Source organism: Phenylobacterium sp., assembly GCF_030651755.1.
Taxonomy (GTDB): Bacteria; Pseudomonadota; Alphaproteobacteria; order Caulobacterales; family Caulobacteraceae; genus Phenylobacterium.
The window spans coordinates 1-22,665 of record NZ_JAUSBZ010000064.1 but is presented as its reverse complement, the minus strand read 5'-3'; the positions used below and the strand labels follow the sequence as shown (position 1 = coordinate 22,665).

19 protein-coding genes and 1 pseudogene are annotated in these 22,665 nt (G+C 67.0%); 16 read left to right on the top strand and 4 right to left on the bottom strand.

The genetic code is table 11. The annotated features are described in order from the left end of the window. Positions 1 to 32 precede the first annotated feature (32 nt). Genes pdhA through lpdA form a run of 5 tightly spaced genes read left to right on the top strand, consistent with a single transcriptional unit; the run spans position 33 to position 5,562 of the window. Positions 33 to 1,061: a pyruvate dehydrogenase (acetyl-transferring) E1 component subunit alpha gene (pdhA, locus tag Q7V15_RS06615; RefSeq protein ID WP_304754638.1), complete on the top strand. Its 1,029-nt coding sequence runs from the start codon at positions 33 to 35 to the stop codon at positions 1,059 to 1,061. Further along, on the top strand, positions 1,058 to 2,452 hold the full coding sequence (locus Q7V15_RS06610; protein ID WP_304754637.1) for a pyruvate dehydrogenase complex E1 component subunit beta: 1,395 nt from the start codon (positions 1,058 to 1,060) through the stop codon (positions 2,450 to 2,452). Before pdhA ends, Q7V15_RS06610 begins: the two co-directional genes overlap by 4 nt. Further along, positions 2,449 to 2,859 carry a GFA family protein gene (locus Q7V15_RS06605; RefSeq protein WP_304754636.1) on the top strand — a complete coding sequence of 137 codons (411 nt, stop codon included), beginning with the start codon at positions 2,449 to 2,451 and terminating at the stop codon, positions 2,857 to 2,859. Before Q7V15_RS06610 ends, Q7V15_RS06605 begins: the two co-directional genes overlap by 4 nt. Further along, a complete protein-coding gene (locus Q7V15_RS06600; protein ID WP_304754635.1) occupies positions 2,856 to 4,148 on the top strand; it encodes a pyruvate dehydrogenase complex dihydrolipoamide acetyltransferase in 1,293 nt (430 codons plus the stop codon). The genes Q7V15_RS06605 and Q7V15_RS06600 overlap by 4 nt, the downstream gene beginning before the upstream one ends. A gap of 7 nt (positions 4,149 to 4,155) precedes the next feature. After that, positions 4,156 to 5,562, top strand: coding sequence for a dihydrolipoyl dehydrogenase (gene lpdA / locus Q7V15_RS06595; RefSeq protein WP_304754642.1), 1,407 nt, complete (start codon positions 4,156 to 4,158; stop codon positions 5,560 to 5,562). A 21-nt stretch (positions 5,563 to 5,583) separates the two neighbouring features. On the opposite strand, the gene Q7V15_RS06590 is transcribed toward lpdA, so the two are convergent. Beyond that, positions 5,584 to 7,170, bottom strand: a complete 1,587-nt coding sequence (locus tag Q7V15_RS06590; protein ID WP_370689780.1) for an AMP-binding protein — start codon at positions 7,168 to 7,170, stop codon at positions 5,584 to 5,586. A 99-nt stretch (positions 7,171 to 7,269) separates the two neighbouring features. Continuing rightward, positions 7,270 to 8,043: a hypothetical protein gene (locus tag Q7V15_RS06585; protein ID WP_304754633.1), complete on the bottom strand. Its 774-nt coding sequence runs from the start codon at positions 8,041 to 8,043 to the stop codon at positions 7,270 to 7,272. Positions 8,044 to 8,347: 304 nt separating this feature from the next. Here Q7V15_RS06585 and lipA point away from each other — a divergent pair, with 304 nt between their 5' ends. Both lipA and Q7V15_RS06575 read left to right on the top strand, forming a co-directional pair. Further along, entirely contained in the window at positions 8,348 to 9,334 is a 987-nt protein-coding gene (gene lipA / locus Q7V15_RS06580; protein ID WP_304754632.1) for a lipoyl synthase, read from the top strand. A gap of 7 nt (positions 9,335 to 9,341) precedes the next feature. Continuing rightward, positions 9,342 to 9,803: a type II toxin-antitoxin system RatA family toxin gene (locus tag Q7V15_RS06575; protein ID WP_370689779.1), complete on the top strand. Its 462-nt coding sequence runs from the start codon at positions 9,342 to 9,344 to the stop codon at positions 9,801 to 9,803. Between the two features lie 4 nt (positions 9,804 to 9,807). On the opposite strand, the gene Q7V15_RS06570 is transcribed toward Q7V15_RS06575, so the two are convergent. After that, a complete protein-coding gene (locus Q7V15_RS06570; protein WP_304754630.1) occupies positions 9,808 to 10,299 on the bottom strand; it encodes a CinA family protein in 492 nt (163 codons plus the stop codon). 95 nt (positions 10,300 to 10,394) lie between these two features. On the opposite strand from Q7V15_RS06570, the gene Q7V15_RS06565 reads away from it, so the two are divergent. Beyond that, positions 10,395 to 12,650: a spermidine synthase gene (locus tag Q7V15_RS06565; RefSeq protein WP_304754629.1), complete on the top strand. Its 2,256-nt coding sequence runs from the start codon at positions 10,395 to 10,397 to the stop codon at positions 12,648 to 12,650. Positions 12,651 to 12,673: 23 nt separating this feature from the next. Here Q7V15_RS06565 and Q7V15_RS06560 read toward each other — a convergent pair whose 3' ends face one another. After that, the gene (locus Q7V15_RS06560) at positions 12,674 to 13,822 is read right to left on the bottom strand and encodes a bifunctional 2-C-methyl-D-erythritol 4-phosphate cytidylyltransferase/2-C-methyl-D-erythritol 2,4-cyclodiphosphate synthase (RefSeq protein ID WP_304754628.1); all 1,149 of its coding nucleotides are present in this window, start codon (positions 13,820 to 13,822) and stop codon (positions 12,674 to 12,676) included. A 90-nt stretch (positions 13,823 to 13,912) separates the two neighbouring features. Here Q7V15_RS06560 and dusB point away from each other — a divergent pair, with 90 nt between their 5' ends. The 8 genes and pseudogenes from dusB to Q7V15_RS06520 form a co-directional block, all read left to right on the top strand. Beyond that, a complete protein-coding gene (gene dusB, locus Q7V15_RS06555) occupies positions 13,913 to 14,920 on the top strand; it encodes a tRNA dihydrouridine synthase DusB (protein WP_304754627.1) in 1,008 nt (335 codons plus the stop codon). After that, on the top strand, positions 14,917 to 16,032 hold the full coding sequence (locus tag Q7V15_RS06550; protein WP_304754626.1) for a nitrogen regulation protein NR(II): 1,116 nt from the start codon (positions 14,917 to 14,919) through the stop codon (positions 16,030 to 16,032). Before dusB ends, Q7V15_RS06550 begins: the two co-directional genes overlap by 4 nt. Continuing rightward, complete coding sequence (locus tag Q7V15_RS06545) at positions 16,029 to 17,450, top strand: sigma 54-interacting transcriptional regulator (RefSeq protein ID WP_304754625.1); 1,422 nt, start codon at positions 16,029 to 16,031, stop codon at positions 17,448 to 17,450. Before Q7V15_RS06550 ends, Q7V15_RS06545 begins: the two co-directional genes overlap by 4 nt. A gap of 94 nt (positions 17,451 to 17,544) precedes the next feature. Continuing rightward, positions 17,545 to 19,791: a PAS domain-containing sensor histidine kinase gene (locus Q7V15_RS06540; protein ID WP_304754624.1), complete on the top strand. Its 2,247-nt coding sequence runs from the start codon at positions 17,545 to 17,547 to the stop codon at positions 19,789 to 19,791. Next, positions 19,781 to 21,172: a sigma-54 dependent transcriptional regulator gene (locus Q7V15_RS06535; protein WP_304754623.1), complete on the top strand. Its 1,392-nt coding sequence runs from the start codon at positions 19,781 to 19,783 to the stop codon at positions 21,170 to 21,172. Before Q7V15_RS06540 ends, Q7V15_RS06535 begins: the two co-directional genes overlap by 11 nt. Positions 21,173 to 21,174: 2 nt before the next feature. Then, complete coding sequence (locus Q7V15_RS06530) at positions 21,175 to 22,038, top strand: D-amino-acid transaminase (protein ID WP_304754622.1); 864 nt, start codon at positions 21,175 to 21,177, stop codon at positions 22,036 to 22,038. A 101-nt stretch (positions 22,039 to 22,139) separates the two neighbouring features. Further along, positions 22,140 to 22,385 (top strand): RNA chaperone Hfq, encoded by a 246-nt coding sequence (gene hfq / locus Q7V15_RS06525; RefSeq protein ID WP_293318910.1) that lies wholly within the window; start codon positions 22,140 to 22,142, stop codon positions 22,383 to 22,385. Further along, positions 22,382 to 22,665, top strand: a pseudogene (locus tag Q7V15_RS06520) (GTPase HflX); the annotation flags it as partial. The gene hfq and the pseudogene Q7V15_RS06520, both read left to right, overlap by 4 nt.

Genomic DNA, 22,665 nt, shown 5'->3' with positions numbered 1-22,665 from the left:
TGCTGAACGCAAACACCACCCGGGAGTGAAACATGGCGCGCGCCAAACAGGCCGCCAAGGCCGGCGACTCTTCGGCCGAGACCGTCGAGAGCCTCGGCAAGGACAGGCTGCTCGGCTTCTATCGCGACATGCTGCTCATCCGCCGGTTCGAGGAACGGGCCGGCCAGCTCTATGGCATGGGTCTGATCGGCGGCTTCTGCCACCTCTATATCGGCCAGGAAGCCATCGCCGTGGGCGTCCAGTCGATCCAGGAGAAGGGCGATCAGGTCATCACCGCCTATCGCGACCACGGCCATATGCTGGCCTGCGGCATGGACCCCAAGGAGGTCATGGCCGAGTTGACCGGCCGGGCCGGCGGCTCGTCCAAGGGCAAGGGCGGGTCCATGCACATGTTCTCCCGCGAGGCCGAGTTCTATGGCGGTCACGGGATTGTCGGCGCCCCGGCCCCCCTGGGCACCGGCCTGGCGCTGGCCAACCGCTACCGCGAGAACGGCAAGGTGGCCTTCACCTATTTCGGCGACGGAGCCGCCAACCAGGGCCAGGTCTACGAAAGCTTCAACATGGCCGCCCTGTGGAAGCTGCCGGTCGTCTATGTGATCGAGAACAACCAGTACGCCATGGGCACGTCCCTGGAGCGCTCGTCGTCCGAGACTCACATGTACAAGCGCGGCGCCTCCTTCCGGATTCCGGGCGAAGAGGTTGACGGCATGGATGTTCTGGCTGTCCGCGACGCCGCCAAGCGGGCCGCGGCCCACGCCCGCAATGGCGATGGCCCCTTCATCCTGGAGATGAAGACCTACCGCTATCGCGGCCATTCCATGAGCGATCCGGCCAAGTACCGCACTCGGGAAGAGGTGGACGAGGTCCGCAAGACCCGCGACCCCATTGAACATCTGCGCGAACGCCTGGAGCGCGAAGGGGTGGCCGATGACGCGGCCCTGAAGGCTATCGACGCCGAGGTGAAGCGGATCGTCGCCGACGCCGCCGAATTCGCGCGCACGTCCCCCGAGCCGGACCTGTCTGAGCTCTATACCGAGGTCTATGTGGAGGCGCCCCAGTGACCGACATCCTGATGCCGGCCCTGTCTCCGACCATGGAGGAGGGGACGCTCGCCAAATGGCACGTGAAGGTGGGCGACACCGTCGCGTCTGGCGATGTGATCGCCGAGATCGAGACCGACAAGGCGACCATGGAGGTCGAGGCGGTCGATGAGGGCGTGATCGAGGAGTTGCTGGTCGAGGCCGGCGCCGAAGGGGTGAAGGTCAATGCCCCTATCGCCCGCCTGTCCGGCGGCGCGGCGGCGACCAAGGCCGAGTCCCCTCAGGCTCCAGAGGCCCCTGAGGCCTCCGGCGATCCGGAGAAGAAGGGACCCGCCGAGGCCAAGGCCGAACAGTCCGAAGGCGAAGGGCCTGCCGCCGTGCGGCCCGCCAAGGCGCCGACGGATCCCGAGATCCCCGCGGGCGCCAAGCTGGTCAAGACCACGGTCCGCGACGCCCTGCGCGACGCCATGGCCGAGGAAATGCGCCGGGACGAGACCGTCTTCCTGATGGGCGAAGAGGTCGGCCAGTACCAGGGCGCCTATAAGGTCAGCCGCGGCCTTCTGGAAGAGTTCGGCGAGCGCCGGGTGATCGACACGCCGATCACCGAGCACGGCTTCGCAGGCTTGGGGGTGGGCGCGGCCATGGCGGGCCTGAAGCCCATCGTGGAGTTCATGACCTGGAACTTCGCCATGCAGGCCATTGACCACATCATCAATTCGGCGGCCAAGACCCACTATATGTCCGGCGGCCAGATCACCACGCCTGTGGTGTTCCGCGGCCCCAACGGCGCGGCGGCGCGGGTCGCGGCCCAGCACAGCCAGGACTTTGCCGCCTGGTACGCCCACGTACCGGGACTCAAGGTGGTGGCCCCCTATGACGCAGCGGACGCCAAGGGGCTGCTGAAGGCCGCCATTCGTGACCCAAACCCGGTCGTCTTCCTGGAGCACGAGATGCTCTATGGCCAGGAATTCGACGTCCCGGAGGGGGAGGACTATGTCCTGCCCATCGGCGTGGCCAAGGTGCGCCGCACGGGCGCCGATGTGACCATCACCGCCTATTCGCGCATGGTGGGCCTGGCCCTGAAGGCGGCCGAGGAACTGGCCGCTGAGGGTATCGAAGCCGAGGTGGTCGATCTGCGCACCATCCGCCCGCTCGATCACGACACCGTCGTCGAGAGCGTGCGCAAGACTCACCGCTTGGTGACGGTGGAGGAGGGCTGGGGCCCCATGGGTGTCGGCGCCGAGGTGATCGCCCGGGTGATCGAGCACGCCTTCGACTATCTCGACGCCCCGCCCGCGCGGGTCTGCCAGGAAGATGTGCCGCTGCCCTATGCGGCCAATCTGGAGGCCGCGTCCTTGCCGTCGGTGGAGAAGATCGTGAAAGCCGCCAAGGCGGTCTGCTATCGCTCATGACCGCGTCGGTTGACCTGACCTGGCGCAGCGGCGGCTGTCACTGCCGCGCGGTGCGGTTTGAGGCCGCCCTCCCGGCGCGGGTGACCGTCCAGGCGTGCAACTGCTCGATCTGCGCCATGACGGGGTTCATCCACGCCATCGTGCCGGCCAGTCGCTTCCGCCTGACTGGGGGCCAGGACCAGATCACCACCTATGTCTTCAACACCGGCGTGGCCCAGCACACCTTCTGCAAGGTGTGCGGGGTGAAGAGCTTCTATCGCCCCCGGTCCAATCCCGATGGCTGGTCGGTCAATGTCCGCTGCCTGGACCCGGCCGAGGGGCTGGACTTCGACATCGAACCCTTTGACGGCCAGAACTGGGAGGCCCACGCCGCGGGCCTCGCGCACCTCTCCAAGGAATCCGTATGACCGACATCCTGATGCCGGCGCTGTCGCCCACCATGGAGGAGGGCACCCTCGCCAAATGGCTGGTCAAGAAGGGCGACACCGTCGCCGCCGGCGACGTGATCGCCGAGATCGAGACCGACAAGGCCACCATGGAGGTCGAAGCCGTCGATGAGGGCGTCGTCGAGGAGATCCTCGTCGAGGCCGGGACCGAAGGCGTGAAGGTCAATGCGCCCATCGCCCGCCTGTCTGGGGGAACCGAAGCCAAGGCGCCTGAGCCCCAGCCTGAGGAAGCGGCCGCCCCTGAGGCGGCGCCCGCCAAGGCCGAGTCGAAGCCTGACGCACCCGCCAAGGCCGAGCTTGCGACCGCCAGGCCCGCTTCGGCCAAGGGCGGCGAGCGCATCTTCGCCTCGCCCCTGGCCCGACGGATCGCCGAGCAGAAGGGGCTCGATCTCTCATCGATCACCGGCTCTGGGCCGCACGGCCGGATCATCGAGCGGGACGTCAAGGAGGCCAAGCCGGGCGCGAAGCCCGCGGCTTCTGCCGCCTCGCCAGCCCCGACCTCCGAGCGCCGCGGCGAGACCCGTCCGGTCCAGTCCCTGCAGCAGATGGGCATCCCCGAGGGCAGCTACGACCTCATTCCGCTAGATGGCATGCGCAAGACCGTGGCGCGGCGGATGACGGATTCCTTCCGCGACGTGCCCCACTTCCCCCTGACCATCGATCTCGAGATCGACCGCCTGCTCGAGGCCCGCGGCCGCATCAACAAGATGCTGGAAAAGGACGGGGTGAAGGTCAGCGTCAACGACATCATCCTCAAGGCCTGCGCCGTGGCCCTGAAGCGGGTCCCGGAAGCCAACGCCTCCTATTCCCCCGAAGGCATCGCCCTGCACCACCATGCGGACATCGCCATGGCGGTCGCCGTCGAGGGCGGCCTGATCACGCCGATCATCCGCAAGTGCGAGACCAAGGGTCTGGCGCAGATCGCCGGGGAGACCAAGGACCTGGCCGAGCGCGCCCGCACCCGCAAGCTGAAGCCCGAGGAGTTCCAGGGGGGCACCTTCAGCGTCTCCAACCTCGGCATGTTCGGGATCAAGTCGTTCGGTTCGATCATCAACGAGCCCCAGGGCGCCATTCTCTCCGTGGGCGCAGGGACCCGGCAGCCGGTCGTGCGCGGCGATCAACTGGCCATCGCCACGGTCATGTCGGTGACCATGACATGCGACCATCGGGTCGTGGACGGGGCGACCGGCGCCCGCTGGCTGGAAGCGTTCAAGGCTCTGATCGAAGAGCCCCTGGCGATGATGGTCTAAGGGGCCAATTCATATGGATTTCGACGTCATCATCGTGGGCGCAGGCCCCGGCGGCTATGTGGCCGCCATCCGCGCCAGCCAGCTTGGCCTGAAGACCGCCATCATCGAGCGCGAGGCCCTGGGCGGGGTCTGTCTGAACTGGGGCTGCATCCCCACCAAGGCGCTGCTCAAGTCCGGCGAGGTATATGAGCAGTTGCATCACCTGGCCGATTACGGGCTGGCCGCCGACAAGCCCCGCTTCGACTTCGCCAAGGTGGTGGAGCGCTCGCGCAAGGTTGCCGGCCAGCTCAATTCCGGCGTCGGCTTCCTCATGCGCAAGCACAAGATCGAGGTGATCGAGGGGACCGCCCGTCTTGAGAAGGGCACACCGGCGCCGAAGGTGGTGATCGCCCAGAAGCGCGGCGGCGAGCGCACCCTGCAGGCCAAGCACGTCATCCTCGCCACAGGCGCCCGGGCCCGCACCTTGCCGCAGATCGGGTTGGAGCCGGACGGCGACCGGGTCTGGTCCTATCGCGAGGCCATGGTTCCCAAGGCGGCGCCCAAGTCGCTGATCGTCATCGGATCGGGCGCCATCGGCATCGAATTCGCCAGCTTCTACCGCGCCCTGGGTGCCGAGGTGATGGTAGTCGAGGCCCTGCCGCGCATCCTGCCGGTGGAGGACGAAGAGGTCTCCACCGCCGCCCGCAAGGCCTTCGAGCGGCGGGGTCTGAAGTTTCGCATCGGCGCCACCGTCAAGAAGCTCACCAAGTCGAAGGCCGGCGTGGTCGTGGAGATCGAGACGGGCGGGAAGACCGAGACCCTGGAGGCCGAGCGGGCCATCGTCGCCGTCGGCATCGTCGGCAATGTCGAAGACCTGGGGCTGGAGTCCCTGGGCGTAAAAATCGAAAAGACCCACGTGGTCACCGACGCCCATGGCGCCACCGGCGTGCCGGGTCTTTACGCCATCGGCGACGTGGCCGGTCCGCCATGGCTGGCCCACAAGGCGAGCCATGAGGGGGTGCACTGCGTCGAGCACATCGCCGGCCAGCCGGCCAAGAATCTCAACGCCCCCATCCCCGGCTGCACCTACGCCAACCCGCAGATCGCCTCGGTGGGACTCACCGAAGCCGCGGCCAAGGCGGCGGGACGCAAGGTGAAGGTCGGGCGCTTCGCCTTCCGCGCCAACGGCAAGGCCATCGCAGCAGGCGAGACCGAGGGGTTTGTGAAGACTCTGTTCGACGCCGACACCGGGGCGCTCATCGGCGCGCACATGATCGGGGCCGAGGTCACAGAGATGATCCAGGGCTTCGCCCTGGCCATGACGCTGGAGGCCACCGAGGCGGAATTGCACGCCACGGTCTTCGCCCACCCCACCCTGAGTGAGGCGATGCATGAATCGGCCCTGGACGCCTACGGCCTGGTGCTGCACGCCTGACCGGCGGCTCGAGCCGCCCCCTCAGCCGACCCGGCGCAGTTCCGCCTCGGCCATCCGCTGGATAGCCACATAGTCGGTCTTGCCCGTCCCAAGGACCGGGATTTCCGGCACCACGATGATCTTGCGCGGCACGGTGAGTTCCGGCGTGCCGACGCTCTTGGCATGGGCGAGCAGGGCGTCGACCTGAGCAGCGCGGCGGTCGGTCAGCAGGATCAGCCGCTCGCCCTTTCGCGGGTCGGCCACGGCGATGACCGCGTGGCGGCAATCAGGCCAGACCGCCACGGCGATGTCCTCGGCGGCCGTCAGGGAGACCATCTCGCCGGCCACCTTGGCGAAGCGCTTCACCCGGCCCTGGATCTTGATCCAGTGGTCGTTGCTCATGCTGACCACGTCGCCGGTGTCGTGCCAGCCGTCCACGGGGGCCTCAACTGAGCCGTCAGCGGCGAGGTAGCCGGACATGACGTTGGGCCCGCGGACGAACAACTGCCCGCCGCCGGGAATGCCTTCCACCGGCTCCAGCCGGGTCTCTATGCCGGGCAACAGGCCGCCGACGGTGCCCCGGCGATTGTCGAGCGGCTTGTTCACCGCAATCACGGGCGCGGCCTCGGTGGCGCCATAGCCCTCGAGCAGGGGAATAGGGCCGAAGCGCTCGGCCACCAGGTTATGAGTCTCCTCGCGCACCTTCTCGGCCCCACAGACCACGAACTTCAGCCCCGACAGTTCGCCCGGCTCAGCGGCGCGGGCGTACTGGTTCACAAAGGTGTCGGTGGCCAGCAGGATCGAGGCCTGGGAGTCCTTGATCAGCGGCGGAATCTGCTTGGTGTGCAGGGGTGAGGGGTACTGGAAGGCCTTCATGCCCGTCAGGATCGGCAGCAGCACGCCGCCGGTGAGGCCAAAGCAGTGGAAGATCGGCAGCGGATTGAACATCACCCAATCGGGATCAAGGGCGATGTGGGCGGCGATCTGCTGAACATTGGCCACCAGATTGGCCTGGCTCAGCACGACCCCCCGTGGCGCGCCGAAGCTGCCGGAGGTGAACAGGATCACCCCGGGGTCCGAGGGCTTGCTGTTGGCCCGAAACTGCCGCGTCATCACCCCGCCGGCGGCGGCGAACAGCTTGTCGGCGAGGCCGACCTTTTCCCGAACCTCCTCGAGATAGACCACCTGGGCGATCGGCTCGAGGGCGTCGACCAGATCATGCAGCTTGCCCTGTTCGATGAACCGGTGGGAGGTGAGGACGGTCTTCACCCCGGCCAGCTCGCAGGCGGCCTTCAGATTGCGAATGCCGGCCGTAAAATTCAGCATGGTCGGCGTGCGGCCGATGGCGTGCAGGGCGAAGAAGGTCACGACGCCACCGGCGCTGGACGGCAACATCACGCCCACCCGCTCGCCCTTGGCGGTGAAGCCGGCGATCTTGCGGCCCAGCGCAAACGAGGCCTGGATCAGGCCGGTATAGGTGAGCGGATTGCGTTCCTGATCTTCCAGGATCGGCTTCTTGGCGCCGAACTGCGTGCGAGCAGCGATCAGGGCGTCGAATATGGAGATCTGGCTGTCGCGGGGGTCATAGGTGCCGGTCAAAGGCGAAGTCCTCCCAGGGCCTGACGCCATTCTTCCGGGCGCCTTGTTCTGGCGGCGACCCTAGAGGCGACGTCAGCGGATGAAAAGATGTGTGACCGTTCGTGATGGGCGTTCAGCCCATTCAGATATCTATGGTGTGGTCTGCTTGGCGATGAATGCCGCGATCTGTTCCACCCAGGGTCTGCGTGTGGGATCAGCCGCCAAGTGCGGCGCAGCCGCTGTCGCTGGTTCGGTCACGCGTTCACATTCCCAGAGGCCCTGACAGAGGACAGATGCGGTCTGGTCGGCAGGCGTGGTCAGGATCAGCATTCGAGTCGACCGACCAGGGGCTTCCAGAGCCATTTGCCGCGCCTGCCCCTGCATCGCTCGCCATCCCAGGCTGAGGCCACTCTGTCGGAGATCAGGATTGGCCAGCCGCCATCCATGAGTCACCCGGCCTCGCCAGGGGTCGTTCATGTCCTCCAGGTTCTGCTCAGATTCCTCCCGGGACCATGGCCGCCATTCGGGGCTTGGCAGGCGGCCCAGGCGCAGTCGGAGGGCCAGACCTTCCCAGGTCCCGGAAGGGCGGACCTCACCCCAGGTGGGGGCGCTGAGGATTGCGGCGGCGGCCGGCGCGCCAGCCTGGAGCGCCATCACGACCGTGGCGGCGCTGTCACCGGAGCCGAGCAGAATCAGGGGCCGGTCCGTTTCGGGACGGATTACCTGGGTGGTGAGGGCGGCGATGGCGCGGGCGCCGGCGGACGGAGACTCCGCATGCGCCATATCGTGGGGACCCACCCTGCGCCCGGAGCCGCCAAAGGCCTCCCACTCCAGGGTCCAGACCACATAGCCGGCGCTGGACAGCTCTGTAATGGTCTCGAACCAGGCCTCCGCCGGTTCGCCGGAATCCGGGAGGATCAGCACATGCGCCCGCCGTCCCTGGCCTGCCGGAGCGGAAACCCCGTAGCGGAGCTCCGGCTCCCCTGGCGCCTGGATCGCGCCCCAGGCCCAGCCCTCCGGCGCCAGGAACCGAGGGGAAAGGCCCGGAGGAGATCGGCTGTCGAGAGTCGCAGGCCGTGGACCCGTCGAATCACAGGCCGCCAGAACGAGGGCGGCGAGGAGGGCTGGCCAGTGGCGCATGGTCCAGTTTCAGCGCAGTTGGCCCCTCCGAGGCAAGGGCGCACATTCGCGGCTTGATCCGGAGGCCTGGAGGGACGATCTAGGGCCTATGACCGTCGTCATCGACAATGTGGCCAGGCCGCGTCCTCGCCACCCTGAAAAGCAGGCGAGACCCGATACGCCGCTGTTGCGCAAGCCCGATTGGTTGCGGGTGCGGGCGCCGGGGTCTGAGGGCTATTCGGCGACCCGAAACATCGTCAAAACCCACGGCCTGGTGACGGTCTGCGAAGAGGCCGCCTGCCCCAATATCGGCGAGTGCTGGTCGCAGAACCACGCCACCATGATGATCATGGGCGAAATCTGCACCCGGGCCTGCGCCTTCTGCAACGTGACCACCGGAAAGCCCAACCCCCTTGACCCCAGCGAGCCGGCGCGGGTGGCCGATGCGGTGGCCAAGATGGGCCTGAAGCATGTGGTGATCACCTCCGTGGACCGGGATGATCTCGCCGACGGCGGGGCGGCCCACTTCGCCGAGGTCGTGCGGGCCATACGGGCGGCGGCGCCTCTGGCCACGGTGGAGATTCTGACCCCGGACTTCCTCCGCAAGCCGGTCTCGGCCCTTGAGGCCGTGATCGACGCCCGCCCTGACGTCTTCAATCATAATCTGGAGACCGTCCCGCGGCTCTATCTCTCGATCCGGCCCGGCGCCCGCTATTACAGCTCGCTGCGGCTGCTGGAGCGGGTCAAGGAGCGCGACGCCACCCAGTTCACCAAGTCTGGCCTGATGGTCGGCCTCGGCGAATCTAAGGAGGAGGTCATGCAGGTGATGGATGACATGCGCGCCGCCGGCGTGGACTTCCTGACCATTGGCCAATACCTCCAGCCGACCCGAAAGCACGCGGCCATTGATCGCTATGTGACGCCTGAAGAGTTCGGCGCTTATGAAGAGATCGCCCGGGCCAAGGGGTTCCTGATGGTGTCGGCCAGTCCGCTGACCCGCTCATCGCATCATGCGGGTGAGGATTTCGCCAAGCTTCAGGCCGCGCGTCAGGCCTATGAGGCCCGCGCCAACGGCCAAGCCACGCTACAGGCCTAGACGCGTCTTGTACCATCGCGTCCACAAGGTGCTGCCCTACGGCCCTGATCAGTTGTTCGACCTGGTCGGCGACGTCGACCGCTATCCGGATTTCGTGCCCTGGATTACCGGGATGCGCAGCTGGAATCTCCGGTCCGCCGGGGAGGGCGTAGACACCCTCGACGCCGAGGCCGCGGTAGGATTTTCTGTCCTCAAGGAGCGCTTTTCGACCCGGGTCCGACGGGACGCCACGACGCGCACCATCCATGTCAGTCTGATTTCAGGTCCGTTCAAGCGGCTGGAGAACCGCTGGCGGTTTCACCCCGATCCTGCGGGAACCCGCATCGAGTTCGAGATCGACTTCGAGTTCAAGTCTCGCCTCCTGGCGGCGCTGCTGAACGCGAACTTCCACAGCGCCGTCGATCGGCTGATCGGCTGTTTCGAGGCCAGGGCCGATCAGCTCTACGGCGGTCAGGCCAAATCGGCCTGAGGGCTCAGCTCAGCCGCTCGCGCAGCATTTCCAGAGCGGCTTGCGCGGCCGCCTGCTGAATCTCAAAGCGCGTTTCGAACTCAAACAGTTCAGCGCGATGGGTCAGGCCGTGATTGGTCCGGGCCGTGGCGATATGGACGGTTCCCACGGGCTTCATCCGGGTGCCGCCGTCAGGGCCAGCGATCCCGGTGATGGCCACGGCGAGATGGGCGTTGGAGTTTTCCAGGGCGCCCTCCGCCATCATCCGCGCCACCGGCTCAGACACCGCCCCAAGGTCGGCGATCAGATCGCCAGGGACCCCCAGCATTTCCTGCTTGGCGCGGTTGGAATAGGTGACAAAGCCGCGCTCAAGAACGTCAGACGCCCCTGGAATGGCGCAGATCGCCGCGCTCACGAGGCCACCTGTGCAGCTTTCCGCAGTGACGATTCGCAGGGATTTCTGCCGCGCCTCGTCGATGAGAAGCCGCGCCAAGGTCTCGATTTCCAAGGAAAACATAGGGGTATCCGATACCAGGAACGAAAGGGCGCTAGGCGCCGGGTCGGCCAGACCACAACATCGGCCGCCCTGACCTTACAAGCCGAATCGGCGACATGACCCTTCCGGACATTCTTCCCAAGGCCGAACGCACCGTGGCGCCGGCCCTGTTTGGCCTGACGGTCTTCGCCAGCGCGACCTTGGTCTTCATGGTTCAACCCATGGCCGCCAAACTGCTTCTGCCTTTGATGGGCGGGGCGCCAGCGGTCTGGAACACCAGCATGGCCTTCTTCCAGGGCGCGCTGCTGGTGGGCTACGCCTATGCCCATCTTCTGCAGCGGGCCGGCACGGTGCGCCGCCAGGCGATGATCCACGGGAGCGCCCTGTTGATCGCAGCCCTGGTGCTGCCGCTTCGGGTTCATGAGCTGTTGGGTCCGCCGACCTCCGATCACCCGGCCCTGTGGCTGCTGGCGGCCTTGGCCCTGATGGTCGGGGCGCCCTTCGCCGTGCTTTCGGCTACCGCCCCCCTGGCCCAGGCCTGGCACGCGCGCATCTATCGTGAAGGGGAGGGGCGCGGGCCCTATGTTCTCTATGCGGCGAGCAATCTGGGCAGCTTGATCGCCCTGCTCGCCTATCCGCTGGTGGTGGAGCCCACCCTGGCGGTGCAGGCCCAGACCTTCGTCTGGAGCCTCGCCTATGGCGGATTCGTGGTTCTGATGGCGAGCCTTGGACTCCTGGTGGCCCGGGCGCCGGCGGTGGAGATTTCACCGCCTCATGCGGCCGCCCTGCTGGAGACCGCCTTAAGCGGTCGCCCATGGCCGCGGCGACTGATCTGGATCGCCCTGGCGGCGATCCCCTCCAGCCTGATGCTGGGGGTCACCACCCATATAACGACCGACGTGGCCTCCGCGCCCTTCATCTGGGTCGTGCCCCTGGCCCTCTATCTGCTGACCTTCATCATCGCCTTCCAGGACCGGCCCGCGATCTCCACGGAGACGGCGCTGATGTTCCAGGCCGCCGCGGTTGTCGCCTGCGCGGTGATCATGCCCTTTCACACGACCAACCTGGCGATTCAGCTTGGCGTCCACCTGGCGGCCTTCTTCTTCACCGCCCTGGTCTGCCATCAGGCGCTGGTGGCGCGACGGCCGCCCCCGGCTCAACTGACGGAATTCTATCTCTGCCTGTCCGTCGGAGGGGTGGTCGGCGGGGCTTTCAACGCCTTCGTCGCGCCGGTGATCTTCACCAATGTCTGGGAGTATCCCCTGGTCCTGGCCCTGTCCTGCCTGGCCCGACCGTGGGCTTGGGAGACCGGCGCGGCCTGGCGGTGGGGATTGTTCGCCGTCTGCGTCGTCGCCGTCGTCGCCGCCCCGGTCCTCGCGGGCCTCTATGCCCAGAGCGAAGCCGTCGTGCGCATCCTGCTGGGCGTCGTCACCGTCTCGGCCTTCCTGCTCCGGGGCAGCACGCTGCTGTTCCTGGCCACAGTCTCGATGCTGCTGATGTCCGCCCAGATGGCCGGCGACCGGGTTGACGTCCGACAGAGCTGGCGCAGCTTCTTCGGCGTGGCGCGGCAATCGGTGATGCCGGTCCAGGCCTTGGGCGGGACCGTCCATATGCTCGCCCACGGGACCACCCTCCACGGCGCCCAGGCTCGGGCGCCTGAGCACCGTTGTCGCCCGTTGGTCTACTATGCCCCCGAAACACCCATCGGCCAGGTGTTCGCCGCCAAACGGGCGGAAAAGGCCAGCCTCACCATCGGCGCCGTCGGCCTCGGCACCGGGACAGTGGCGACCTATGTCCGGGCCGAAGATCAGCTAACCTTCTTCGAAATCGATCCGTTGATGGTGCGGATCGCCAACGATCCCGACTACTTCACCTACACGACCGAGTGCGCCAAGGGGCCGATTGACTACGTCATTGGCGATGCGCGCCTCACCCTGGAGGACCAGCCTGAGGGACGATTCGATCTGCTGCTGCTGGACGCCTTTTCCTCTGACGCGGTGCCCGCTCACCTGCTGACCGTCGAGGCGGTCGAAATGTACCTCGCCAAACTCAAACCCGACGGGGTGCTGGTCATGCACCTGTCCAACCGCAATCTCGACCTGGTCTCGCCGGCGATGGCGGTTGCGGCCGCCGCCGGAGGCGCCGCCCTTCTGCAGCGTCACGCCGCAGCCTATGACAGCCCCGTGCTCTGGGAGTCGGCTGAGGATGTTCTGATCGTGGCCCAGACGCCAGACGCCCTTCGTCTCTACGAGAATGACGTCCGGTGGGAAGCGGCGGACGGAAGCCTCGCCGCCCCCTGGACCGACGCCTACACCAATCTCCCGGGCGCGCTCTACGCCCGCATGCGGGAGACCTGGACCTGGCTGCCCTGATGGCCAGACCTGATCGTCACCCCTTAGCGCGGCAGCTCTATGGTGGCGATGGCCTGGGCCGCCAGGCCCTCCTGACGGCCGGTGAATCCCATGCCCTCGGTGGTCGTCGCCTTCACACTGACCTGGTCAGCCGATAGTCCGAGGATTTCGGCCAGCCGCGCGCGCATGGCGTCCCGATAAGGGCGGATCTTCGGCCGCTCGCAGATCAAGGTGACGTCCACATTCAGGATCGCGCCGCCGCGTTCGGAGATCAGCGCCCCGGCGTGAGCCAGGAACCGATCCGATGAGGCTCCGCGCCATTGAGGGTCGGTGGGGGGGAAGTGCTCGCCGATATCGCCAGCGCCCAAGGCGCCCAGAAGGGCGTCGGTGAGCGCATGCAGGCCCGCATCGGCGTCAGAGTGGCCGATGAGGCTCTGGTCGTGGTCAATCCGAACGCCGCAGAGCCAGACACTGTCGCCGGGTCCCCACCGATGGGCGTCGAAACCCTGTCCCGTACGCACCTGCCGCGCGGCCCCCGCCAGATGTTCAGCCATGGCGAAGTCCTCTGGATAGGTGAGCTTGAAGAGCAGGGGGTCCCCAGGAATCAGGGCCACACGCCCCCCGAAGCCCGCGACGACCTGGGCGTCATCGGTGGGCTCAGTTTCAAAGTCCCAAGCGGCGTAGGCCCGACGCAGGGCGCCCAGATTGAACGCCTGGGGGGTCTGCGCCCGCCAGAGACCCTCACGGTCGGGGGTGGCGAGGTGGCCAGAGTCATCGCGTTTGAGTGTATCGGCCAGGGGCAGGGCCAGCACCGCGCCGTCGGCGTGGTCGAGGGCGGCGAGCAGGCGAGAGATGTGGGATGCGGAAAGAAAGGGACGGGCTGCGTCATGGACGAGGACAATTTCGGCCTCGGGCGCCGCGGAAAGCGCCGCAAGTCCCGCTTGCACTGACGCGGCCCTGGTGGCGCCGCCGGATGCGAACTTCACCGCGCTCAAGCCCTGAAGCGCAGTTTCCGCCTCCAGCCGCATCTCTGGGGCCACGATGACGAGAATCTCCCGGGCGCCTGCGGCGGCCAGGGCTTCTACAGACCAACGGGCGACAGGCCGGCGTGCGAGAAGGCGCCAGGTCTTGGGGGCCCCAGGCCCGGCGCGAAGGCCGCTTCCCGCGGCGACCACTATAGCCGAAAAGCTCATGCGCCGTGTGTAGGCCTCGGCGCGATGTTGTCCAGGCTTTACGGCGCCGCACAAATTGCCTAAAAAGCCAGCGGTAGGGGTGATCATAAAATGAGCAAACAGCTCACGGTTGGTACGGTAGAGGTTGGCGGACGCGTTTGGATCGCGCCGATGACCGGTGTTTCCGACCTGCCGTTCCGGCGCGCGGCCAGCCGTCTGGGCGCTCCATATGTGGCGACCGAAATGGTGGCGTCTGACGAGTTCGCCAAGGGACGGCCCGATGTGGTGCGTCGCGCCGCCGTCGGTGAAGGCCTGCCGCTGATGGTCGTCCAACTGGTGGGCCGCGATCCCCAGATCATGGCGCAAGGCGCAAGGCTGGCGGCGCGCGCGGGCGCCCACATCATTGATCTGAATTTTGGTTGCCCGGCCCGGGAGGTCATCGGCGTGGCCTGCGGATCGGCGTTGATGCGCGAACCGGATCTGGCCGAGGCGATTGTCGCGGCGGTTGTCGAGGCCGTGGAGGCGCCCGTGACCGTGAAGATGCGGCTGGGCTGGGATGAGACCTCCATCAGCGCCCCGGACCTGGCGGCGCGCTGTCAGGCCAGAGGGGCTCAGGCCGTCACGGTCCACGGCCGCACCCGCAGTCAGTTCTATCGCGGCGCCGCGGACTGGGCCGCCGTCGCGGCGGTCAAGCGAGCCGTGGATGTCCCGGTGATCGTCAATGGGGACATCGTCGACGCCGAGAGCGCCCGGTCTGCCCTCGATCAGTCTGGCGCCGACGGGGTGATGATTGGACGGGGCGTCTATGGCCGCCCCTGGATCGCGGCTGAGATCGAGTCGGGTCTCGTCGGCGCGCCCTTCCAGGGACCCGATGTCGAAGCCCGGCTGGGAATCGTGCTGGCCCATCTCGAGGACAGCCTGTTGTTCTATGGCGAGCGCCTGGGCCTGCGGATCTTCCGCAAGCATCTGGCCGCCTACATCGATTACGCGCCTTGGCCCATGCAGGCCGAGGCCAGGCGGGCCGCCCGTTCGCGGCTATGCCGATTGGAGGACGCGTCCCAGGTCAAAACCGAATTGATCGCGCTCTGGCGCGCTCCTGAGACGAGGTTGGCCGCATGAACAGCCGGACCAAGACCCCATCGGCCCGCGCCGATCTCTCCGCCCTAAAATCCGCGGCCTTCGACCTGAGCCCGGAGCCGGCCATGGTCATTGACGGGACCGGCGCCCTGGTGGCCGTCAACGAGGCGGCCGAAGCCCTGTTTGGTCAGGGCCTTGGTCTGCTGGCCCGGGGGCGGTTTCGCGCGGCCTTGCCGCCAGACTCTCCCCTGGTCGCCCTCCTGAACCGAGCCCTGCAAGAGGGCGGGGCGGTCCGGGAACGGGGCCTGGAGATCGGCCTCTTTGGCCAGCCCCTGTTTGAAGCCGACGGGGCGGCGGCGCCCCTGGGCGACGGTTCGGTCCTGCTGTCGCTGCAGGTCAAGGGCGGGGTCTTTTCGGAGTTCGGCGGAGACGCCGCGGGCCTGCGCTCCATCATGGGCCTGGGGCGGATGCTGGCCCACGAGATCAAGAACCCACTGGCTGGAATTCGTGGCGCGGCGCAGCTTCTGAAGGCAGGCGCGAAGGCCGATGACGTTCCCCTTGCCCAGCTGATCATGGACGAGACAGACCGGGTGAAACGGCTGGTGGACCGGATGGAGGTCTTCGCCGACGACGCGCCGCCAGCCCGCGACCCCGTCAATATTCACGAGGTGCTGGATCGCGTTCGCGCCCTGGCGGTCAATGGGGTCGCCGATGGCCTGCTCCTGCGCGAACAGTACGATCCCTCGCTGCCCTCCACGCCAGGGGACGAAGACCAGTTGATCCAGGTGTTCCTGAACCTGGTCAAGAACGCCGCCGAGGCCGCCCACATGCGCGGAGACGGACGCGGCGAAGTGCTCATCACGACAGCCTATCGCCATGGGGTGCGGGTGCGTTCGGCCAAGGACCGTCAGCTGCGGGGCGCGCCCCTGGAGGTTCGCATTCAGGACAACGGACCAGGGGTTCCGGCCCATCTGCGTGAGAGCCTCTTCCAGCCCTTCGTCACCACCAAGCCGACCGGCGCGGGTCTTGGCCTGGCGTTGGTGTCCAAGCTCGTGATCGGCCACGGCGGGCTGATCGACTTCGAATCCGAACCCGGTCGGACAGTGTTCCGGGTGTTGCTTCCCATTGTGACTGAAAAGGACATCACGGCATGAGCGCCGCCGGAAAAAAGATCCTGATCGCCGACGATGATTCCTCGATCCGGCTGGTTCTCTCCCAGTCCTTCACCCGCCTTGGCTATCAGGTGCGGGCCACGGGGAACGCCGCCACCCTGCTGAAGTGGGTGTCCGAAGGGGAGGGGGACCTGGTCATCACCGACGTGATGATGCCCGATGAGAATGTGTTCGACGTGCTGCCGCGCATCCGCAAGGAGCGGCCCAAACTGCCCGTGATCATCATGAGCGCGCAGAACACCCTGCTGACCGCCGTCAACGCCGCCGAGATCGGCGCCTTCGACTACGTGCCAAAGCCCTTCGACCTGGACGACATGACCGCCCTGGCGCGGCGGGCCCTGGCGCGGCCGGCCGATCCCGAGGCGTCCCGGGCCCAGGCCCGGGCGATGCGCGACGAACGGCTGCCGCTGATCGGCCGCTCGGCGCCCATGCAGGAGGTCTATCGCACCATCGCCCGGCTGGTGGGCGCAGACCTCACCGTTCTGATCCTGGGGGAGTCCGGGACCGGCAAGGAGCTTGTGGCCCGGGCCCTGCACGACATGGGACGGCGCAAGGATGGCAAGTTCGTGGTCATCAACCTGGCCGCCACGCCCCGCGAACGGGTGGAGACGGAGCTGTTTGGCCGGGCCGACGGCGACAGCGGCAAGCTGGTGGAGGCCGACGGGGGCACCCTGTTCCTTGACGAGATCGGCGATATGCCCCTCGACGCCCAGACCCGGCTGCTTCGGGTGATCGACGGCTCTGAGCCGGCGCTCAACCCCAAGACCGGCCGACGTCCCAACGCCCGACTGATCGCGGCGACAAACCGCGATCTGCGCGCCCTGATCCAGCAGGGCCTGTTCCGCGAGGATCTGTATTTCCGCCTGAATGTGGCGCCCCTGCGGTTGCCGCCATTGCGCGATCGCACCGAAGACATTCCCGACCTCGCGCGCTCCTTCCTCCTGCGCGCCAACCGGGAGGGACTGCCGTCCAAGACCATTGATCAGACGGCGCTGGAGCGTCTGAAGCTGCACGCCTGGCCGGGCAATGTGCGGGAGCTTGAAAACCTGATCCGGCGGGTCTGCGCCCTCTATGCCGAAGAGCTGATCACCGCGCGCATCGTCGAGCGGGAGCTGGCTGACCAGCAGCCCAATCCTCCCGGTCAGGAGGGGCCTCTGACCCTGGCCCAACTGGTGGAACGCCATCTTGGCGGCTATTTCGCCGAGCAGCCGGACGGCGTGCCGCCCGTGGGACTCTATGACCGCGTTCTGGAGGAGGTGGAGCGTCCGCTGATCCAACTCACCCTGGCGGCGACGCGGGGCAATCAGGTCCGGGCGGCGGAAATCCTCGGCCTGAACCGCAACACCCTGCGGAAGAAGATTCAGGACCTGGGGGTCGATTTGACCCGTGGGCGGCGCTGACGGCGAGCGAGCAGGGCGGAGGCGTCAACCTGACGTAATCGGGCAACATCTGTGTTGAGTTCTAGACACAGTTGGGCCTAGGCTAGCCCCCATCATGACCGCTCGGACCGGAAGTTTGGAAGCCGTCAGACCGTCCGCCAGACTCTGGCGCGCGTTGCAGTCGAAGTATGTTCTCGGTGGTGGCTACGTCCTGGCCGCCATCCTTACAGCGGTGGCGATTCTGCTGGCCGCCTCGCCGCCGACGGCTGGTCCTCTGCGATCGGCTTCCACGACCATACTGACGGTCCTCAGCCTCAATCTGGTGCTGATCCTGACCCTGGCGGCCCTGGTCGGTTTCCGGTTGCTGGCCTTGCTGGACGCCCGCTCTGTGGACGCGGGCGCAAGGCTGCATCTGCGCTTTGTCACCCTGTTCGCCCTGGCTGCGGTGGCGCCGGCGGTTGTGGTGGCCTTGTTCTACGGCGTGCTGGTCAATCGCGGGGTGGAGAACTGGTTCTCCGAGCGGGTGCAGACCGTGGTCGAGAACTCCGCCACGGTGGCGCGGTCCTATGTCGAGGATCAGAAGCGCTATATCGGCGAGCATGTCTCCCTGATGTCGGTGGATCTCAATCGCGCCGCGCCGGCCCTGGCGACCTCGCCCGTAACCTTCACCCACTTCCTGTCCTATCAGGCGGCCTACCATGCCTTTCCGGCGGCCTATCTCATCGACCGGGAGGGGCGGGTCCTGGCGCGAACCGAAGCGCCCGATGCGCCGCCCTTTGTCATGCCGCCGGAGTCGAGCTTCCAGGCCGCCGACGAGGGCGACATCTCCGTCCCAGCCTTCGACTCCTCCGATCTCATGCGGGCGCTCTATCGCCTCAACGCCTATCCGGACGCCTACCTCTATGTGGCCAGACCCGTGGAATCGGGAATCATCACCCACCTCATCGAGGCCGAGGGTTCGCTGATCTCGTACCGAGAGGCCGCCCAGAGCCGGGCCCGCATCCAGACCGTGTTCGCCCTCTCCTATGTGGAGACAGCCCTGCTGGTGCTGGTGGGCGCCGTGTGGCTGGGCATGTCGGCGGCGAACGCCATCTCCGGCCCTGTGGCGCGTCTCGTCCAGGCTGCCGGTCGGGTCGCGGGCGGCGATCTGAGCGCGCGCGTTGATGCTGATAGCGATCCCGAAGAGATCGCTGTATTATCACGCGCTTTCAATAGTATGACGCACGATCTTCAGGCTCAGCAGGAGGCGTTGCGTCGGGCCAGTGACGAGGCCGAAGGCCGCCGGGAATTCATCGAGACCGTCTTGTCAGAGGTCAGCGCCGGGGTCATCGGCCTGGACAGCCACGGGCGGATTTCCGCCTTGAACCGGCAGGCCGCACAGCTCCTCGACCTGGACGACGGGGCGGTGAACGGAAGAACGCTGGCCGAACTGGCGCCAGAGCTCAGCGCGGTCGCGGGCGAGGCGGCCATCGCCGGCGAGGCCGAGGCTGAGGTGGACATCCAGCGGGCCCGGGAGAGCCATCGTCTCAGGGTGCGGGCCAGCCGCAGCGAGAGCGGCCTTGTGCTGACCTTCGACGACATCACCCGGCTGGTGGCCGCCCAGCGTAACGCCGCCTGGAAGGATGTCGCCCGACGCATCGCCCACGAGATCAAGAATCCGCTGACGCCAATCCAGCTGTCGGCGGAGCGCATTCGCCGGAAGTTCCGCAAGGATGTGTCGCCCGCCGATCTCGAGACCTTTGACCGGTGTACGGACACCATTGTTCGGCAGGTTGGGGACATCGGGCGGATGGTGGACGAGTTTTCGGCCTTCGCCCGGATGCCTGCGCCGCGTTTCTCACCCCAGGATCTGGCTGAACTGGTCCGGGCCCAGGTGTTCGCCCAGGCGGTGGCCAATCCGGATTTGAAGATCGAACTGAGCGAGCCGGCGCCTGAGGTCTCGGTGATGGCCGACGGCCGCATGCTAGCCCAGGCGCTCACCAATATCCTGAAGAACGCCGCTGAAGCGGTTCACGCCCGGATGGAGACGACCCCCCGGCCGGCCGGGCGCATCCGCGTGCGCATGTCGGCCACGGCCGAGACGGTGACGGTCGAGGTCGAGGACAATGGGGTCGGCCTGCCGGAGAAGGATCGCGACCGCTTGACCGAGCCCTATGTGACCACCCGGGAAAAGGGCACCGGCCTCGGCCTGGCGATCGTCAAGCGGATCCTGGAGGACCATGGGGGCGAGCTGCTGCTGACGGACGCCGCCCGGGGGCGCGGCGCCCTTGTGACCCAGCGTCTGCCGGCCGCTGGGGCCACCGCGGGCGGCGCCCCTCATGACCACGAAATGATGCTCGAAGGAGAAGCCCATGGCCGCTGATGTGCTGGTGGTGGACGACGAGGCCGATATCCGCGACCTCGTGGCCGGCATCCTGTCCGATGAGGGTTATGAGGTCAGGACCGCTTCGGATTCGGAGACGGCCCTCGCCGCCGTGCGCGCTCGTCGGCCGGCGCTACTGATCCTCGACATCTGGATGCAGGGCGGCGGCATGGACGGCCTTGAGCTGCTCGACCTGCTGAAATCCCTCGATCCGGACCTTCCGGTGGTCATGATCTCCGGACACGGCAATATCGAAACCGCCGTCAGCGCCATCAAGCGTGGCGCTTATGACTTCCTGGAGAAGCCCTTCAAGTCCGACCGGCTGCTGCTGGTGGTCGATCGCGCCCTCGAGGCGGCCAATCTGCGGCGGGAGAACCGCCGACTGCGGACCCAGGCCATCATGCCCGAGGGCCTGATCGGCAAGTCCATGCCCGCCCAGCACCTGCGGCAGATGATCGCCAAGCTGGCCGCCGCCAACAGCCGGGTGCTGATCGCTGGCCCCCCGGGGTCGGGCAAGGAGACCGTCGCGCGCCTCATCCACTCCGCCAGCCCCAGGGGCAAGGGCGAGTTCGTGGCCATCAGCGCCGCCGGCATGACGCCCGAGCGGATGGATGTCGAGCTGTTCGGCGTCGAAGGCGAGGGCGGACGGCCTGGCAAGATCGGCGTGTTCGAGCGCGCCCACGCCGGCACCCTCTATCTGGACGAAGTGGCTGACATGCCCCGCGAGACCCAGAGCCGCATCCTGCGTGTCCTGGTCGAGCAACGCTTTCGCCGGGTGAATGGCGACGCCGACGTCCAGGTGGACGTTCGGGTGATTTCCTCTACCTCCCGCAATCTGCGCGAGGAGATCGCCGAGGGCCGCTTCCGCGAGGATCTCTTCCATCGCCTCAACGTCGTGCCCGTCGCCGTGCCGGGGGTTTCGGAGCGGCGGGAGGATATTCCTGAGCTTGTGGAGAACTTCATCGAGCGGATCTGCGAGGCCAGCGGAATGCCGAGACGCTTCCTGTCGGAGGACGCCATCGGCGCCCTGCAGGTCCGCCCGTGGCCCGGCAATCTGCGTCAGCTGCGAAACGTGGTCGAACGGATGCTGATCCTCAGCGCGGGTGACCCCAATGAGCCGATCACCGCCGAAATGGTGCCCTCGGACGCGCCGCCGGCCGATGGCGGTGGGATGTTCGGGGCCGACAAGATCATCGCCCTGCCGCTCCGCGAGGCCCGGGAAACCTTCGAGCGAGAATATCTCAGCGCCCAGATGATGCGGTTTTCGGGCAACATCTCTCGCACGGCGGCCTTCATCGGCATGGAGCGTTCGGCCCTCCACCGTAAACTCAAATCCCTCGGCCTGTCGGGGGCCCGCGCGCTCGAGGAGGGCGTCGAATAGTCATGGGGCGTATCGCTTACGTAAACGGTCGCTATGGGCCGCATTCCGAAGCCTGTGTGCATATCGAGGACCGCGGCTATCAGCTGGCCGATGCGGTCTATGAGGTCTGGTCGGTGTTCGGCGGCAAGCTGGCGGACGCCGAAGGCCACTTCGCCCGTCTCAAGCGTAGCCTCGGCGAGCTGCGGATCCCCGAACCCATGTCGCGCGAGGCCCTGACGATCGTCCTGCGCGAAGTGCTGCGGCGGAACCGGGTTCGCGAGGGGCTGATCTATCTTCAGATCAGTCGCGGCGTCGCCCCGCGGGATCATGCCTTCCCCGAGGGGTTTGTCCGGCCAGCTGTGGTCATCACGGCCAAGGCCCTCGATCGGGCGGCGAGCGAGGCCAAGGCCGCCCTTGGCATTTCCGTGATCACCACCCCTGAGAACCGCTGGGGGCGCTGCGACATCAAGACCGTAGGCCTGTTGCCGAATGTCCTGGCCCGACAGACGGCCAGGGAACAAGGGGCCGGCGAGGCCCTGTTTGTCGATGAGATGGGATTGATCACCGAGGGGGCCTCGGCCAACGCGTGGATTCTGGATCCCGATGGCGTCCTGCGCACCCGCGACACCCAGGCCAATATCCTGCGCGGCGTCACTCGCAGCACCCTGCTCGACGTTATCGGCGAGGCTGGCCTGAAGGTTGAGGAACGCCCCTTCACGCCCAAGGAGATGGCCCAGGCCAAGGAGGCCTTCATCACCGGCGCCGGCTCTCTGGTCCTGCCTGTGGTGAAGATTGACGGCCAGCCCATCGGCGATGGAACAGCCGGGCCGGTGGCGCGGCGCCTGCGGAGCCTCTATATCGAACGGGCCAAGCAGACCGCGATCTAATGTGCCGACCGTGATTGCACGGCGGCTCTGGGTTGGATTAGCTTGCCTTGTGTGTGTGGGGGCGCGTGGCCCCTTGATCTGAGAAAAAAGGGCGAAAAGCCATGAGCGAAAAAAAGCAGAACCTGCAGGACACCTTTCTCAACAGTGTCCGCAAGGCCAAGACGCCCCTGACCATCTTCCTGGTGAACGGGGTCAAGCTGCAGGGCGTGGTGAGCTGGTTCGATAATTTCTGTGTGCTCCTACGCCGTGATGGGCAGTCCCAGCTGGTCTACAAGCACGCCATCTCCACCATCATGCCGGCCCAGCCCGTCCAGCTGTATGAGCCGGCGGAAGACGAGACCGATTGAGTTCCCCACCCATCGACCATGAGACGCCCGTCCAAGGCGCGCTCATCATCCATCCCGAACGAGAAGGCCGCGGCGGCGCCCGGTCTTCCCAGGCGCGCCTGGAAGAGGCGACCGGCCTTGCCCTGGCCCTCGACCTCGAGGTCCGGCGCGGGATGGTGGCGCCCCTGCGAAAGCGCATGCCCGCCACCCTGTTCGGCAAGGGCAAGGTGGCTGAGATCGGTGAGCTCTGCGAAGAGCTCGAGATCGACGTCGCGGTCGTCGATGACGCCCTGACGCCGGT

Bases quoted from the DNA above. Each gene is read 5' to 3' on its own strand.
- pdhA (WP_304754638.1), top strand. From the start codon at position 33: ATGGCGCGCGCCAAACAGGCCGCCAAGGCCGGCGACTCTTCGGCCGAG.
- Q7V15_RS06605 (WP_304754636.1), top strand. From the start codon at position 2,449: ATGACCGCGTCGGTTGACCTGACCTGGCGCAGCGGCGGCTGTCACTGC.
- Q7V15_RS06600 (WP_304754635.1), top strand. From the start codon at position 2,856: ATGACCGACATCCTGATGCCGGCGCTGTCGCCCACCATGGAGGAGGGC.
- Q7V15_RS06590 (WP_370689780.1), bottom strand. From the start codon at position 7,170: ATGGCGTCAGGCCCTGGGAGGACTTCGCCTTTGACCGGCACCTATGAC.
- lipA (WP_304754632.1), top strand. From the start codon at position 8,348: ATGACCGTCGTCATCGACAATGTGGCCAGGCCGCGTCCTCGCCACCCT.
- Q7V15_RS06570 (WP_304754630.1), bottom strand. From the start codon at position 10,299: ATGTTTTCCTTGGAAATCGAGACCTTGGCGCGGCTTCTCATCGACGAG.
- Q7V15_RS06565 (WP_304754629.1), top strand. From the start codon at position 10,395: ATGACCCTTCCGGACATTCTTCCCAAGGCCGAACGCACCGTGGCGCCG.
- Q7V15_RS06560 (WP_304754628.1), bottom strand. From the start codon at position 13,822: ATGAGCTTTTCGGCTATAGTGGTCGCCGCGGGAAGCGGCCTTCGCGCC.
- dusB (WP_304754627.1), top strand. From the start codon at position 13,913: ATGAGCAAACAGCTCACGGTTGGTACGGTAGAGGTTGGCGGACGCGTT.
- Q7V15_RS06550 (WP_304754626.1), top strand. From the start codon at position 14,917: ATGAACAGCCGGACCAAGACCCCATCGGCCCGCGCCGATCTCTCCGCC.
- Q7V15_RS06545 (WP_304754625.1), top strand. From the start codon at position 16,029: ATGAGCGCCGCCGGAAAAAAGATCCTGATCGCCGACGATGATTCCTCG.
- Q7V15_RS06540 (WP_304754624.1), top strand. From the start codon at position 17,545: ATGACCGCTCGGACCGGAAGTTTGGAAGCCGTCAGACCGTCCGCCAGA.
- Q7V15_RS06535 (WP_304754623.1), top strand. From the start codon at position 19,781: ATGGCCGCTGATGTGCTGGTGGTGGACGACGAGGCCGATATCCGCGAC.
- Q7V15_RS06530 (WP_304754622.1), top strand. From the start codon at position 21,175: ATGGGGCGTATCGCTTACGTAAACGGTCGCTATGGGCCGCATTCCGAA.
- hfq (WP_293318910.1), top strand. From the start codon at position 22,140: ATGAGCGAAAAAAAGCAGAACCTGCAGGACACCTTTCTCAACAGTGTC.